Raw genomic sequence first — 14,993 nt, 5'->3', positions numbered from 1 at the left:
AGTTATGCCGAAACGCCGCCCTCGCCGAGCTTCGAAACCTGGTAAAGCTCCAAACCAATCCGCTTGATCAGGCCGAGCTGCTGCTCCAGCCACCAGGCGTGGTCTTCCTCGGTGTCCTGCAACTGCTTGAGCAGGATGTCGCGGCTGACGTAGTCGCCGTGCTCTTCGCACAGCTTCATGCCGGCGGCCAGGTTGGCGCGCACTTCGTACTCGACCTGCAGATCCTTCTCCAGCATCTCGACCACGGTCTTGCCCGGCTCGAACGGCAGCGGGCGCATGTCCGGATCCCCTTCCAGGAACAGGATGCGTCGCAGCAGCGCGTCGGCGTGTTCGGTCTCTTCCTCCATCTCGTGGTTGATGCGCGTGTACAACGCCATCAGGCCCTGGTCCTCATAGCGGCGCGAATGGATGAAGTACTGGTCGCGGGCTGCAAGCTCGCCGCGCAGCAGCTGCTTGAGGTACTCGACGACGTCGGCATGGCCTTTCATGGGGGATCTCCGTGGGATCAACGGGGCGCATGGTGCCTGATCCGGAACGGCGATGATCTAATCGGAATCAGTTTCAGTTGCATGCCGGTGTCGCCCGCCTGCCATCCGGAACGGATACGATCAGCCGCAAACATCGCCAACCATCAGGGGAATGTCGCATGCGCAAACTGCTGGGCCGGCTGCTGCTGGCGCTCGTCGTGCTGGTGTTGGCCATCGTGCTGACCGTCTACCTGACCCTGCGCGGCAGCCTGCCCTTCCTGCGTGGCGAACAGCCCCTGCCCGGACTGGCCGCGCCGGTGAAGATCGAGCGCGATGCACTCGGCATGGTCACCATCGACGCGGCCAGCGAGGCCGACGCGATGCGCGCGCTCGGTTACGTGCATGCACAGGAACGCTTCTTCGAGATGGACCTGATGCGGCGCTCCCCGGCCGGCGAACTGGCCGAACTGTTCGGACCGGCCGCACTCGATATCGACAAGCAGATGCGCGTGCACCGGTTGCGCGCGCGTGTCCATGCACAGCTGCCGCAATCGCTGGGCGATCAGGGGCAGGTACTGACCGCCTATCGCGAGGGCGTCAATGCCGGCCTGGGCAAGCTGCGGGTGCGTCCCTGGGCCTATGTGCTGCTGCGACAAAGCCCCCGCGCCTGGAGCCTGGACGACTCGGTGCTGGTCGGCCTGGCGATGTACGCCGACCTGCAGGACCCGCGCAACCAGCGCGAACTGGCGTTGGCGCGTATCCGCAGCGTGGTGCCGCCGGCGCTGTTTGCGTTGATCGCTCACGATGGTTCCGAGTGGGATGCACCGCTCTTCGGGCAATCCCACGGGAACGCGCCACTGCCCGATGCGGCAACCCTGGACCTGCGCACGTTGGGCGGCAATGCCGCTGCGACGGCGATCGCACCCGAGCAGAACTTCGTCGGCAGCAACAACTTCGCGATCGACGGCACGCTCACTGCAGATGGCCGTGCGATCGTCGCCGACGACATGCATCTCGCGCTGCGCTCACCCAACATCTGGTTCCGCGCGCGGCTGCGCTACCCCGACCCGAAAGCGCCGGGTGGCAAGGTCGACGTCACCGGCTTCACCCTGCCCGGCATTCCGGGCGTGATCGTCGGCAGCAACGGCCATGTCGCCTGGGGCTTCACCAACAGCTACATCGACACCGCCGACTTCGCCCGCGTTCCCGCCGCTGTCGCGTCCGGCACGGTGACCACGCACGACGAGACGATCCGCATCGCCGGCGCGCAGGCAGTGACGCTGCCGGTACGCGAAACCGCATGGGGACCGATCGTCGACACTGATCCTGACGGCAGCCTGCTGGCGCTGCGCTGGGCCGCGCAACTGCCGGGCGCGGTGAGGCTCGACTTCATCGACATGGCGCGCGCCGGCAATCTCGACGAAGCCTTCGCCGTCGCCGACCGTGCCGGCATCCCTGCGCAGAACCTGATGCTCGCCGACAGCAGCGGTCGCATCGGCTGGCGGCTGATCGGCGCACGCCCGGATCGTGCCGCCGGCTGTACACCGGACGCCTTCGGCCCGGCGCTCGTTCCGGACGTGAAGCCCGCGGTTGGTGCAGTGATCGGCGCACCCTGCACGCCATGGCCGTTGATCACCGACCGCGCCCCGGCACTGGTCGATCCGACAACGCACCGCCTGTGGACCGCCAACAACCGCATCGTCGATGACGAAACACTCGCCGTCGTCGGCAACGGCGGCTACGACCTGGGCGCACGTGCACGCCAGATCCGCGACGACCTGTTCACCAAGGACCGCTTCACCGAAAAGGATCTGCTGGCGATCCAGCTCGATGATCGCGCGATATTGATGGAGCGTTGGTGGAAGCTGCTGCGGCAGGTCGTCGAGCACAGCGATGACCCCGCGCTGCGGCGACTTGAAGCGGCCACCCGCCACTGGGACGGTCGCGCCTCCGTGGATTCGGTCAGCTACCGGATCGCGCGCGGGTTTCGCGGGATGCTGCTGGATGCGATCGAGGCCGGCCTGCTCGCGCCGGCAAAAGCCAAGCTCGGCGATGCCTATGTGCCGCCGCGACTGGCCCAGCTGGAAGGCGTGGCCTGGCCATTGCTGAGCGAGCGCCCGGCGAATCTGCTGCCGCCACCGTACCCGAGCTGGGATGCATTGCTTGCCGATGTCGCCCGCGCATTGGAAAAAGACCTCGCCGCACAGGGCCCCTCGCTATCCGACCGCACCTGGGGCGAACGCAATACCACCGCGATCTGCCACCCGGTCTCACGCGCGCTGCCCGCCTTCGCCAAACCGCTGCTGTGCATGCCGGCCGAGCAGTTGCCCGGTGACCGCGACATGCCGCGCGTGCAGGCGCAGGCATTTGGCGCATCCGAACGCATGGTGGTCTCGCCTGGCCATGAGGCCGACGGCATCGTGCACATGCCGGGCGGCCAGAGCGGACACCCGCTGTCGCCGTTCTGGGGCTCGGGCCACGAGGACTGGGCACAAGGACGCGCCACGCCGTTCCTGCCGGGCCCGGCGCGCTATACGTTGACCCTGCGTCCGCAATGAAGCTGCCGCAGGCCGCGTGAAAACGGTCTGCACGCACTGCAATCGCATGTGAACACGCGCCACGCGAACGATCGCGTGCGCGGGAACCTCACTCGGGAACAGCGACACTAAGCCGGGCCCGCTCTGTTCGTCATTCCCGCGAAAGCGGGAATCCAAGGACGTTGTTTGTACTAGCTCGACGTCCATGGATTCCCGCTTTCGCGGGAATGACGGCGCGGGTTCAGCCCCTCCCTGATCACCATGTGCAGCAGCCCCTCCACGACAACCGCTCCATGATCCGAACCATCCTGCTCTCCTCCCTGCTGCTGGCAGCAACCGGTGTGCATGCCGCGCCCGCCGATGATCCTGCCTGCACCGCTCACGCCTCTCCCGGCGACGACCTGCAGCAAGCGATCGACCGCGCACCAGGCGGCGCCTCCGCCACGCTATGCCTGGCCAAGGGCAATTACCCGCTCAAGGGACTGCTGTCGATCCAGCGCAGTGGCTTCACCCTGCGCGGGAGCGGCCACGACACGGTGCTGCGCATGACCGACGGCGTACAGCAGCCCTTGCTGGTCATCGGCGATCACCTGCACGAAGTACCGGCCACTCGCATCAGCAACGTCACCCTCGCCGACCTGCAATTGATCGGCGGCCGTGCCGAACACGAATTCATGCCGGAGCATCCCTACCTGAGCAACAGCGCGGTGGTGATCCGTTCCGGCGACCACATTCGCCTGTCGGGGCTGAAAGCCAGCAACTGCCGCAGCGCCTGCCTGCTCAGCGAACGCGACAGCCACGATCTGGTGTTCGAACACAACGACGTCTCCGGCGCTGACTGGGACGGTGTGTCGTTCAACCGCACCGCACGGGTACAGCTGCTCGACAACTACATCCACGACAACGTCGCCGCCGGCATCACCACCGAGCATCTGGAGGACAGCGAGATCCGCGGCAACCGGCTCGAACGCAACGGCAGCCAGGGCATCTACCTCGCCGACGCACGCCGCAATCGCATCATCGACAACCAGTTCACCGGCAACAAATCAGCCGGCGTGTTCCTGGCCTGTTCGATCCGCTACCGCACCCCGGAAGTGCTGTGCTGGGACAACAGCATGAGCCAGGACAACCTGTTCGAGCACAACGTGTTCAAGGGCAGCCCGTACACGTTCACGATCGGTGCGGACCGCGCTGCCAACTGCAAGTCCGCGGACTTCAAACAGAATGTCTGGCGCAACAACCAGACCGATGCATCCGGGTTCAATCCGCCGGTGGAGGTTTACGGCGAATGCGTGCATAGCGAGTAGAACGTCGCTCGGGCTGCGCACTTGTCGGACTGCGTACTTGAATGTGGGAGTGTGGGAGGGACTTCAGTCCCGACAGGCTTTACCGGTAAACCCTGTCGGGACTGAAGTCCCTCCCACAAAGTCACGTGATCCGAGAACAGACCTTCTCGACAAGGCTGCCGCGAACCGATTCCGCGACAACCTTCCCACGAGTCATCTCACGAAGCCAACGCCTGCTCATGCACACCCGCCACGGCACGACCCGACGGATCGGCCATCTTGGCGAAGCTGGCATCCCACGCGATCGCCGCTGGCGAGGAGCAGGCGATCGACTTGCCACCCGGCACCGTCTCGGCCGCAGCCGGCGACGGATAGAACTGCTCGAACAGGCTGCGGTAGTAGTACGCCTCCTTGGTCTGCGGCGGGTTGACCGGAAAACGCTTGTCGGCCGCAGCCAGCTCGCGATCGGAGACATGCGCCTCGGCCTGCGCCTTCAGCCCGTCGATCCAGCCGTAGCCGACGCCGTCGCTGAACTGCTCCTTCTGCCGCCACAGGATCGACTCGGGCAGGTAGCCGTCGAAGGCCTCGCGCAGCACGCCCTTCTCCATCCGCTGCGGGCCCTTGCTGGTCTTGTCGATCATCTTGTACTTGGCATCTATCCGCATCGCCACGTCGAGGAACTCGCGGTCCAGGAACGGCACGCGCGGCTCCACGCCCCAGGCCATCATCGACTTGTTGGCGCGCAGGCAGTCGTAGTTGTTGAGCGCGTCGAGCTTGCGCACCAGTTCCTCGTGGAACTCACGCGCGTTCGGCGCCTTGTGGAAATACAGATAGCCGCCAAAGATCTCGTCACTGCCCTCGCCAGACAGCACCATCTTCACGCCCATCGCCTTGATCCGGCGCGCCAGCAGGAACATCGGCGTGGAGGCGCGGATCGTGGTGACGTCGTAGGTCTCGATGTGGCGGATCACTTCCGGCAGCGCATCCAGGCCTTCCTCGAAGGTGTACTCGAAGCCGTGGTGCACGGTGCCCAGCGCCTTCGCCGCGATCTCCGCGGCGGCCAGATCCGGCGAGCCCTTCAAACCGATCGCGAAGGAGTGCAGGCGCGGCCACCAGGCCTCGGTCTTGTCGTTGTCCTCGATGCGATGACGCGCATAGCGCGCGGCGACTGCCGCGACCAGCGAGGAGTCCAGACCGCCCGACAGCAGCACGCCGTAGGGCACGTCGGTCATCAACTGGCGATGCACGGCCGCCTCGAACGCCTCGCGCAGCTCCTGCGGCGCGCTCTGCACGCCCTCGACCGCGTCGTAGTCACGCCAGGGCCGCTCGTAATACTTGCGCAGGGCCGAGCTTGCGCCACTGCCGTCATCCAGTGCGCTGTCGTAGTAATGACCCGGCGGAAATTGCGCCACGTCGGCGCAGGTATCGGCCAGCGACTTCATCTCCGAAGCCACGCGCAGGCGGCCCTCCTTGTCGTGGCCCCAGTACAGCGGCACCACGCCGATCGGATCGCGGGCAATGATCACCCGCCCCTTGGCCTTGTCCCACAACGCGAATGCGAAGATACCGTTGAGGCGGTTGAGATAGGAGGCCGGCTCATCCTCGCGATACAAGGCGTTGATCACCTCGCAATCCGAGCCGGTCTGGAATGCGTAAGGCAGCTTCAGCTCGCCCTTCAGCGCGACATGGTTGTAGATCTCGCCGTTCACTGCCAGCGCCAGCTCACCATCCTCGGACAGCAACGGCTGCGAACCGCCGGCCGGATCGACGATCGCCAGGCGCTCGTGCACCAGGATCACGCCATCGTCGATATACACGCCGCTCCAGTCCGGACCGCGATGGCGCTGCCGCTGCGAACACTCCAATGCCTGGCGACGCAAGGCCTGTGGGTCGTCACCGGGTTGCAGACCGAAAATACCGAAGATGGAACACATGGGAAAAACTCCTGGGTTGTGGGGACTGCACGTGTCTGGAAACTTCGGCCGGCCATACCGAACGCCGGCACCTCGAAACCCAGGCAACAAAAAAACCCGCATCGGCCGATGCGGGTTTTCTGGTCACTGGGCGCTTGTTTGTTGCTTTCGCCTAGTCGCAGACCCGCATCGGCCGCGCACGATTATTCGCGCGCAGATTATTGCGGTTATTGTTGATGGCGGCGGCCAGGAACGTAAGCATGGAACCGACCCTAACCGGCTTTTCCCGGCGGCGCAACTGTTGCGATGGCAACCGACTCGGCGACCGCGCAGGCGAGCACGGCCCGGCGCCACCGCCTGCCTTTCCGCAATGCGCTGTCCACACAACCACCCTCCTTATCAAGACTGCACCGGGTTGCCGTTCTCGACCAGAATGAGCTGTCGTCCCCGCAGGTTTCCGCATCATGTCCACCGCCAGTTTTCGCGACGAATCCATCACCCGCGAACGCATGCAGACGATCATCGCCGCGCATCCGCGCGCAGCGGTGTTCGAGGCCTGCACGTTCGACGGCGGTGATTTCTCGCGATTGGACATGGACGGCTTTCAGTTCAACCACTGCTCGATCGCCAGCGCACACTGGCAGGCCGCATCGCTGGAGGAGACCCGGTGGACGCGTTGCCGTGGCGGGCAATGCGACTTCAGTTCGGTGCATCTGAGCGATGCGCGCTTTGTCCATTGCGACCTCAACAACAGTCATTGGCGGCGCGCCACGCTGTCCTCGGTGCAGTTCCAGGACTGCAAGCTGACCGGGGCTCATCTGCAGGAAGTGACCGGCTGGGCATTGGAGTTCCGCGACTGCCTGATGGTCAGCGCGGACCTGCGCGGCCTGTCCTTCCGCAAGGCGCAACTGGACGGAATGGACTTCTCGGATGCCGACCTGTCCGGCTGCGACTTCCGCGATGCCGTGTTCAGAGGCGGCAGCCTGCGCAACGCGCAGACCCGCCTGACCCGTTTCGAAGGTGCGGACCTGCGCGATACGGACATCAGCGGGCTCAACGTGATGGACGCGAAGCACTTCAAAAAGGCACTGATCTCGCACCGCCAAGCTGCCGCAGCGCTCGCCGCGTTCGGCCTGGTCGTGACCTGAGCTTTCAGGCCAGCAGGCGCTCGATCAAACGCCGATACAGCGCCGGCAACGCTTCCAGATCAGCGACACGCACGTGCTCGTCGATCTGGTGGATGCTGGCGTTGACCGGCCCCACCTCGATGCACTGGGCGCCGAGCGGCGCGATGAAGCGCGCATCCGAGGTGCCCCCACCGGTGCTTTCCTCCGGTGGCGCACCGGCGAATTCGCCCAGCACTTCGCGGGCGACGCTGCGCAGCGTGCCTTCCGGCGTGTAGAACGGCTCGCCGCTGCGATGCCACTTCAATGCGTAGTCCAGGCCATGACGGTCCAGCAACGCGGCGATTTCCGCTTCAAGCTTCGGCGCATCCCAGTGCGGGTTGTAACGCAGGTTGAACAGCACCTGCAGTTCGCCGGGGATCACGTTGTTGGCGCCGGTTCCGGCATGGATGTTGGACACCTGCAGGTTGGTCGGCGGAAAGCTTTCATAGCCGTCGTCCCAATGCCGCGCGGTCAGTTCGGCCAGCGCCGGCGCGGCCAGATGGATCGGATTGCGCGCCTTGTGCGGATAGGCGACGTGGCCCTGCACGCCCTTCACCGTCAACGTGCCTGACAGGCTGCCGCGACGGCCAACCCGCAGCAGATCGCCCAGCGTCTCGGTCGAGGACGGCTCACCGGTGATGCACCAGTCGATGCGTTCGCCACGCTCGCGGAACAGCGCAGCCACACGGCGCACGCCATCGACCGCATCGCCTTCCTCATCCGAGGTCAACAACACCGCCAGCGTGCCGGGGTGATCCGGGTGCGCGGCGACGAATTGTTCGGCAGCAATTACGAATGCCGCGACACCGCTCTTCATGTCAGCCGCACCACGCCCGTACAGCACGCCGTCGCGGATCTGCGGCGCGAACGGATCACTTGCCCAGGCCTCGACCGGCCCCGGCGGTACCACATCGGTGTGGCCGAGCAGCACCAGCACCGGTGCGCCATGGCCATGCGTGGCCCAGAGGTTGTCGACCTCACCGAAGCGCAGGTGCTCGCAGGCGAAGCCGGCCTGCGCCAGTCGTCCGGCGATCAGCGCCTGGCAACCGGCGTCCTCCGGCGTCACCGAGGCGCGCGCGATCAGGTCGCAGGTGAGATCGAGGACGTCGCTCATGGTCTTTCCATCATTCAGTGAGTTGCTTCTCCCGCCTGCGGGAGAAGCTGGGGCAAAGCGCCGGATGAAGGCCGCGGTGAATCGTGCGGTGGTCGTCAGCTTCCGCCGAACAGCTTCTGGAAGCCGTTGTCGGAAAAGCCCTGGCTGAAACCGCCGTCATCCTTCACCACCACCGGACGACGCACCAACTGCGGATACTCGCGCAACAGCAGCTTCCACTCGGCCTCGCTGCCCGGCTGCTTGCGGCCGTCCGGCAGCTGACGCCAGGTGGTCGAGGACTTGTTGATCAGCGCATCGAAACCGCCGGCCTTGCCGGCCCACTCGACCAGCGTCTCCGGGTCGGGCTTGTGGTCGCGATAGTCGACGAACGTGTAGGCCACGCCGAAGCGGTCGAGCCACTTGGTCGCCTTCTTGCAGGTGTCGCAGTTCTTCAAGCCGTAGATCGTGGTCATGCGGTTTCTCTAAGCAATTGCATCAGCCCCTCTGATCGGGAGAAGCGAATCAATCCGCCAACCCACGCAGCAGGTCATTGACACTGGTCTTGCTGCGCGTCTTCGCATCGACCTGCTTGACGATCACCGCGCAGTACAGCGAGTGCGTGCCGTCCTTGGACGGCAACTGCCCGGATACCACCACGCTGTACGGCGGCACGTAGCCGTAGCTGATCTCGCCGGTGGCGCGGTTGTAGATGCGGGTGCTCTGGCCGATGAACACGCCCATGCCGATCACGCTGTGATGGCCGACCACCACGCCCTCGACCACTTCCGAGCGTGCACCGATGAAGCAATGGTCCTCGATGATGGTCGGGCTGGCCTGCAGCGGTTCCAGCACGCCGCCAATACCGGCACCGCCGGACAAGTGGCAATGCTTGCCGATCTGCGCGCAGGAACCGACCGTGGCCCAGGTATCGACCATCGTGCCCTCGCCCACGTGGGCGCCGATGTTGGTGAAGCTCGGCATCAGCACCACGTCCTTGCCGAAATAGCTGCCGCGACGCGCCACCGCCCCCGGCACCACGCGCACGCCGGCAGCGCGGAACTTGGCCTCGTCAAAACCGGCGAAACGCGCCTCGACCTTGTCCCAGAACGGCGCTGGGCGGGCATCCACCACCGCCATGTCGTTGACGCGGAAGTACAGCAGCACCGCCTTCTTCAACCACTCGTTGACCTTCCAGCCACCATGGCCGTCCGGCTCGGCGACGCGGAACTCGCCGCTTTCCAGACCGTCGATGACGCTGTTCACCATGCCCTTGGTGGAGCCCTCGATCTCATCCATGGTCAACATCGCGCGACGTTCGAACGCGCTCTCGATACCGAACTTCAACTCGGCCACACCGGGCGCCGGCGGCTTGCGCAGGCTGCGACGCGCCGCGTGCTCGGCATGGTCTTCCGACTTGGGTGCCGCGCTCTTGGGTACCGTCCTGGTGACAACCTTCGCCGCCTTCTTGGCGACGGCAGGCTTCTTCGCGGCGGGCTTCTTGGACGTGGGCTTGGTAGCCATCAGGAAAATCTCCAGCGTGTTTATTGGGGGTCGAGACAGGCCTGCAACGCATCGTGCAGGGCCTGGCGGGAAAGATCGGGCAACGGACGATCGTGCTCGTCGGTGATCAGGAACTGATCCTCGGCACGTTCGCCGAACGTGGCGATGCGCGCATCGTGGACGCGCAGGTGCTGACTGCGCAGAACCTGCGCGACATCGGCCAGCAGGCCGGGACGGTCCGGCGCGACCAGGCTGAGCCGGGTGCGGCTGCCGTCCGTGGAATCCTTGAATTCAACGCGTGGCGCAAAGCGGAAATGCCGCAACTGCCGCGGCACCACCCGGCGCGAGGTACGCACGTTGGCCAGATCGCCAGCCAGCACCTGCGCCAGCGCCGCCGCAAGACGATCCGGATCGGGCTCGGCATAGGCATCGGCCGGCAACACCTCGAAGGTATCGAAGATCGCCCCGTTTGGCGCATCGAGCACGCGTGCGCGATGGATGCCGTAGCCCTTGCGGTCCAGCGTGGTCACGATCGCGGCGAACAGGCCGTCGCGATCGGGCGAGTACACGAACACTTCCAGCGCGTCGTTGTCGGGCGCGGCGCGGCGCGCCTTCACCAGCGTGCCGCCGATCTCCACCTCGATCAGCGACATCGCCTGCCAGGCCAACTGCGCAGGCCGGAAGCGCAGGAAGCACTCCTCGGGCATGCCGGCGAACTGGCGATCGATGACGTCGTCGGCCACGCCCTGCACATGCAGCAGCACGCGCGTGGATTCACGCGCCTCGCGCAGGCGTTCCTCGCGCGGTGGTGGATTCTCCAGACCCTCGCGCAGCGCGCGCCGGGCCGCGAAGTACAGATCGGCCAGCAGCCGGTCCTTCCAGGTGTTCCAGAGCTTGGGGCTGGTACCGGCGATATCGGCACAGGTCAGCAGATACAGATAGTCCAGGCGCTCGCGGCTGCCCACCAGCGAGGCGAAACGATGGATCACGCCCGAATCGGAGATGTCCTGCTTCTGCGCGGTCACCGACATGCGCAGATGCTGCTCGACCAGCCATGCGACCAGCTCGGTATCGCTCTCGCTGAGTGCATGCGCCACGCAGAATTCGCGCGCGTCCACCGCACCGAGTTCGGAGTGGTCGCCACCGCGCCCCTTGGCGATGTCGTGGAACAGGCCCGCCAGCAGCATCAATTCCGGCTTGCGCAGGCGCGGCCATACCTCGTGCGCGATCGAGAAACGCTCGTCGGAACGACTGCTGGCGAACTGCGCGAGATTGCGCAACACCATCAACGTGTGCTGATCGACCGTGTACACATGGAACAGGTCGAACTGCATTCGCCCGGACACCTTGGCGAACGCCGGGATCCATTGCCCGAGCACGCCGAGCCGCGCCATCCGGGTCAGCGTCTCCACCGCGCGCGGCCCACGCAGCAACGCCATGAAGGCCTCGCGCGCCTGCAGTGAGGCCGCGGTGTAAGCCGGCAGCACCCGCAACACTTCCGCCAATGCGCGTGCGGTCAACGAGTGCAGGCCGCGCACCTCGCCGTTCGCGGCCCAGGTCGCGAACAGCGCGAACACCTGCAGCACGTCGCGGTTGGGCCAGCCCGGCTGGTCTGCCGACAGATAGCCGCGCCGCAGCGAGAAACCCTCGCCCAGCGGCTGCGGCGGCGCCTCTCCGTCGAACTGCTCCTCGAAACGCTGCAGCATGCGATCACTGATCCGGCGCACGATCGCCGCACTGCGGTAGAAGCGCTGCATCATCTTCTCGACCCCCAGGTTCTCCGGGTCGTCGTGGAAGCCCAGCCGCTGTGCCAGCGCTTTCTGGTAATCGAACCGCAGCCGTTCTTCCGGCCGGTTGGCGACCAGATGCAGGCCGAAGCGCAGGCGCGCCAGTTCGCGGCGCTCGCGGCGCAGCGCGGCGGCTTCGTCCGGGCCGAGATGCCCCAGACCGACCAGCGCATCCAGGTCGTGCACGCCGAATGTGCGCAATGCCATCCAGCCCAGCGTGTGCAGATCGCGCAGGCCGCCCGGTCCCTCCTTGATGTCGGGCTCCAGGTTGTCGGCGGTATCGCCGAAGCGTTGATGCCGCGCCTGCAATTCCTCACGCTTGATCAGGAAGAACTCGCGCGGCGGCCAGACCCGTTCCGGCGCGACCGCATCGGCAAGCGCCGCCCGCGCGGCGGCATCAGCCACCAGCGGCCGTGATTCGATCAATGCGGTCAACACGGTCTGGTCCTCGGCCGCCTGCGTGCACTGCTCCGGCGAGCGCACCGCATGGCTGACCGGCAGTCCCGCGTCCCACAGCAGCGCGAACAGCCGCGCCAGCGCCTGTTCGTGGAGGGTCTGTTGGTCCGGTGCGCCGAGCACCAGCAGATCGATGTCCGAGCGCGGGAACAGTTCACCGCGCCCGTAGCCGCCGACCGCATGCAGCGACAGGCCGGCATCGGCCGGAACGCAGCGCGACCATGCATCGCGGATCAATTCATCGACCGTCCGCGCGCGCAGCGCGACCAGACGGTCGATGTCGTCAGCCTGATCGAAGCGCCGGCCCAGCCGGCCATCGGTATGGGCAAGCGACTGGCGCGCCTGCGCCGCCCATTCGCCATCGCCGGCGATATCGGTACCGGAGGGCCCCGCCGTCGCCGGCCTGTTCACGCGTGTCCGGTATCGCTGGGCGACAGCGTCAGCACGTCCACGCCGTCCTCGGTGACGGCAATCATGTGCTCCCACTGCGCCGAGAGCTTGCGGTCCTTGGTAACCACGGTCCAGCCATCCGGCAGCACCCGGGTGTAACGCGTGCCTTCGTTGATCATCGGCTCGATCGTGAAGGTCATGCCCGGCTTGAGCACCAGGCCTTCACCGGCACGGCCGTAGTGCAGCACCTGCGGTTCGTCGTGATAGACCTTGCCGATGCCGTGGCCGCAGTACTCGCGCACCACGCTGAAGCGCTCGGCCTCGGCGTATTGCTGGATCGCGTTGCCAACATCGCCGAGAGTCGCGCCCGGCTTGACCGCGCGGATGCCGCGCCACATCGCCTCGTAGGTCACCTCGACCAGGCGCCTGGCCATCACCGACGGCGTGCCGACGTAATACATGCGGCTGGTGTCGCCATGCCAGCCGTCCTTGATCACGGTGACATCGATGTTGACGATGTCGCCTTCCTTGAGGACCTTGCCCTCATTGGGGATGCCATGGCAGATGACGTTGTTGACCGACGTGCATACCGTCTTGGGGTAACCCCGGTAGCCGACGTTGGCCGGGATCGTGCCCTGTACGTTGACGATGTGGTCGTGGCAGATGCGGTCGAGCTCGGCGGTGGTCACGCCAGGCTTCACATGCTCGGCCACGATGTCGAGCACCTCGGCGGCCAGGCGGCCGGCGATGCGCATCTTCTCGATTTCTTCGGGGGTCTTGAGATTGACGGTCATGGGGACATTATCGCCGATCGGGGCTGAATCTGAACGCGATCTTTTGCCTGCCACCGCCACCGCCAGCCCGTCCGCCCGACGATTGCCGCCGCCAATCCCATGAACTTGAGGGGGTTACCCCACCCTCACGGGGCCTGCACCCGGGGCGCTATATACAAGGCCCGCAATACGCGTGAATGAGCTGGTTTCCGCACGTACCCAGTGCCTTTGGCCACGGGAGATTGCCAATGCGTCCCGCACTCACTGCCCTGATCGCAGCAAGCCTGGCAGGCGGCATCGGCCAGGTTCAAGCCGCCGACACCACCACGTTCAACGTCCTCATCGTCATCACCAAGGCATGCACGATCACTGCGGCCGCGGCCACCAATGTCGATTTCGGCACGATTCCCTCCACCACCACTACCAACACCGACGCTACCGGTAGTGTCACGGCCCAATGCACGGCACTGACGCCCTATACGATTTCGCTGAATGCGGGCATCAACGCCGCCACGGCCAACGACGTCACCACCCGCCGCATGATCAACACCAATGCAGCCGTCACCACCAACAACTTCGTTCCATATCAGTTGTACCAGGACACGGCCCGCAGTCAGATCTGGGGCAACACGGCAGGTAACCAGGCGGCGTCTGGCACCGGCACCGGCCTCATCCAGGCCTACCCGGTCTACGGTCGTGTGGCCAATGCAAGCTTGGCCAATGCGGCTGCCGGCAGCTACCAGGATACGGTCACCGCGACCATCACCTACTGACGCAAGGACCGCCCATGAGCGTCGGGATGCGCTCCACAACCTCGCGCACACGGCGGGCTGGCGGAGCCTGGCAGGGCTGCCGCCTGTATCTGGGCGTGCTGATGTGGTGGATGGGGATGCAGCCGGCCATGGCTGCCAGCCTGCAGGTGGCCCCCACGTCCATGACCCTGGGCGAGAGCCAGCGCGCCGACGGCCTCTGGCTCACCAACAGCGGCGACGCGCCGGTGAAGGTGCAGGCACGCATCTACCGCTGGCGCCAGGACAACGGCCATGACGACCTGCAACCCACCCAGGATCTGCTGGTAAGCCCACCGATGAGCGAACTGGGCGCCGGCCAACGTCAACTGATGCGAGTCGTGCGTGCCGTGCCGGCGCCGTCCGACGCCGAAACCGCCTACCGCATCGTGATCGACGAATTGCCGCGCTTCGATCCGAACGAGCGTGGCATGCAGTTCGTGCTGCGCTACTCGGTACCGATATTCCTGACACCTCAGGAACGACAGGAAATTCCACGATCCGACTTGCAGGCCAGGCTGCTGCCAGATGCCGATGGACATGCCGTGCTGGAGGTGCGCAATCGCGGTACTGGACACGCCCAGATCGCCGATCTGGCACTGGAGGGCCCCGCCGGCCCGCTCCCCGTGAAAAATGGATTGGTGGGCTATGTCCTAGCCGGCCAGACCATGCGCTGGACGCTGACACGGCCCCTGGCGCATCTGAGCGCGGCCACCTTGCTGGCGAGGATCAATGGTGAAGCGGCACAACGCCCGTTGCTGCCCGCGACCTCCCCCTGAGGCTTGGCTGCTGATGCTTCTGGCGAGCTTTCTGGCGCCGGCCGTCACCGCCTCCGGA

Annotated in this window: 12 protein-coding genes; 5 read left to right on the top strand and 7 right to left on the bottom strand. The window is 65.8% G+C overall.

Going from position 1 to position 14,993, the window contains the following annotated elements; all coding sequences use genetic code 11:
* Positions 1 to 2 precede the first annotated feature (2 nt).
* Positions 3 to 488 (bottom strand): bacterioferritin, encoded by a 486-nt coding sequence (bfr, locus tag AC3WJE_RS10065; protein WP_493730656.1) that lies wholly within the window; start codon positions 486 to 488, stop codon positions 3 to 5.
* Between the two features lie 158 nt (positions 489 to 646).
* On the opposite strand from bfr, the gene AC3WJE_RS10060 reads away from it, so the two are divergent.
* On the top strand, positions 647 to 3,025 hold the full coding sequence (locus tag AC3WJE_RS10060) for a penicillin acylase family protein (RefSeq protein WP_493730655.1): 2,379 nt from the start codon (positions 647 to 649) through the stop codon (positions 3,023 to 3,025).
* A gap of 272 nt (positions 3,026 to 3,297) precedes the next feature.
* Positions 3,298 to 4,311 carry a right-handed parallel beta-helix repeat-containing protein gene (locus tag AC3WJE_RS10055; RefSeq protein WP_493730654.1) on the top strand — a complete coding sequence of 338 codons (1,014 nt, stop codon included), beginning with the start codon at positions 3,298 to 3,300 and terminating at the stop codon, positions 4,309 to 4,311.
* Positions 4,312 to 4,508: 197 nt separating this feature from the next.
* On the opposite strand, the gene asnB is transcribed toward AC3WJE_RS10055, so the two are convergent.
* Positions 4,509 to 6,224 (bottom strand): asparagine synthase B, encoded by a 1,716-nt coding sequence (asnB, locus tag AC3WJE_RS10050; RefSeq protein WP_493730653.1) that lies wholly within the window; start codon positions 6,222 to 6,224, stop codon positions 4,509 to 4,511.
* Between the two features lie 443 nt (positions 6,225 to 6,667).
* On the opposite strand from asnB, the gene AC3WJE_RS10045 reads away from it, so the two are divergent.
* On the top strand, positions 6,668 to 7,351 hold the full coding sequence (locus AC3WJE_RS10045; protein WP_493730652.1) for a pentapeptide repeat-containing protein: 684 nt from the start codon (positions 6,668 to 6,670) through the stop codon (positions 7,349 to 7,351).
* Between the two features lie 4 nt (positions 7,352 to 7,355).
* Here AC3WJE_RS10045 and dapE read toward each other — a convergent pair whose 3' ends face one another.
* From dapE to map, 5 genes are all read right to left on the bottom strand, one after another.
* On the bottom strand, positions 7,356 to 8,483 hold the full coding sequence (gene dapE / locus AC3WJE_RS10040; RefSeq protein WP_493730651.1) for a succinyl-diaminopimelate desuccinylase: 1,128 nt from the start codon (positions 8,481 to 8,483) through the stop codon (positions 7,356 to 7,358).
* Between the two features lie 95 nt (positions 8,484 to 8,578).
* Entirely contained in the window at positions 8,579 to 8,935 is a 357-nt protein-coding gene (locus AC3WJE_RS10035) for an arsenate reductase (RefSeq protein ID WP_493730650.1), read from the bottom strand.
* A gap of 49 nt (positions 8,936 to 8,984) precedes the next feature.
* On the bottom strand, positions 8,985 to 9,983 hold the full coding sequence (gene dapD / locus AC3WJE_RS10030; RefSeq protein ID WP_493730649.1) for a 2,3,4,5-tetrahydropyridine-2,6-dicarboxylate N-succinyltransferase: 999 nt from the start codon (positions 9,981 to 9,983) through the stop codon (positions 8,985 to 8,987).
* A 20-nt stretch (positions 9,984 to 10,003) separates the two neighbouring features.
* Positions 10,004 to 12,616, bottom strand: coding sequence for a [protein-PII] uridylyltransferase (locus tag AC3WJE_RS10025; protein WP_493730648.1), 2,613 nt, complete (start codon positions 12,614 to 12,616; stop codon positions 10,004 to 10,006).
* Positions 12,613 to 13,389 (bottom strand): type I methionyl aminopeptidase, encoded by a 777-nt coding sequence (gene map, locus AC3WJE_RS10020; protein ID WP_493730647.1) that lies wholly within the window; start codon positions 13,387 to 13,389, stop codon positions 12,613 to 12,615. The genes AC3WJE_RS10025 and map overlap by 4 nt, the downstream gene beginning before the upstream one ends.
* Positions 13,390 to 13,616: 227 nt before the next feature.
* On the opposite strand from map, the gene AC3WJE_RS10015 reads away from it, so the two are divergent.
* Positions 13,617 to 14,141 (top strand): Csu type fimbrial protein, encoded by a 525-nt coding sequence (locus AC3WJE_RS10015; RefSeq protein WP_493730646.1) that lies wholly within the window; start codon positions 13,617 to 13,619, stop codon positions 14,139 to 14,141.
* 26 nt (positions 14,142 to 14,167) lie between these two features.
* Positions 14,168 to 14,935, top strand: a complete 768-nt coding sequence (locus AC3WJE_RS10010) for a fimbrial biogenesis chaperone (RefSeq protein ID WP_493730645.1) — start codon at positions 14,168 to 14,170, stop codon at positions 14,933 to 14,935.
* The last annotated feature ends 58 nt before the right edge of the window (positions 14,936 to 14,993 follow it).

This window comes from Pseudomonas sp. GW821-FHT07E12 (genome assembly GCF_058986605.1).
The sequence above is the reverse complement of the archived record's forward strand: the minus strand, read 5'-3'. Positions and strand labels throughout refer to the sequence as shown.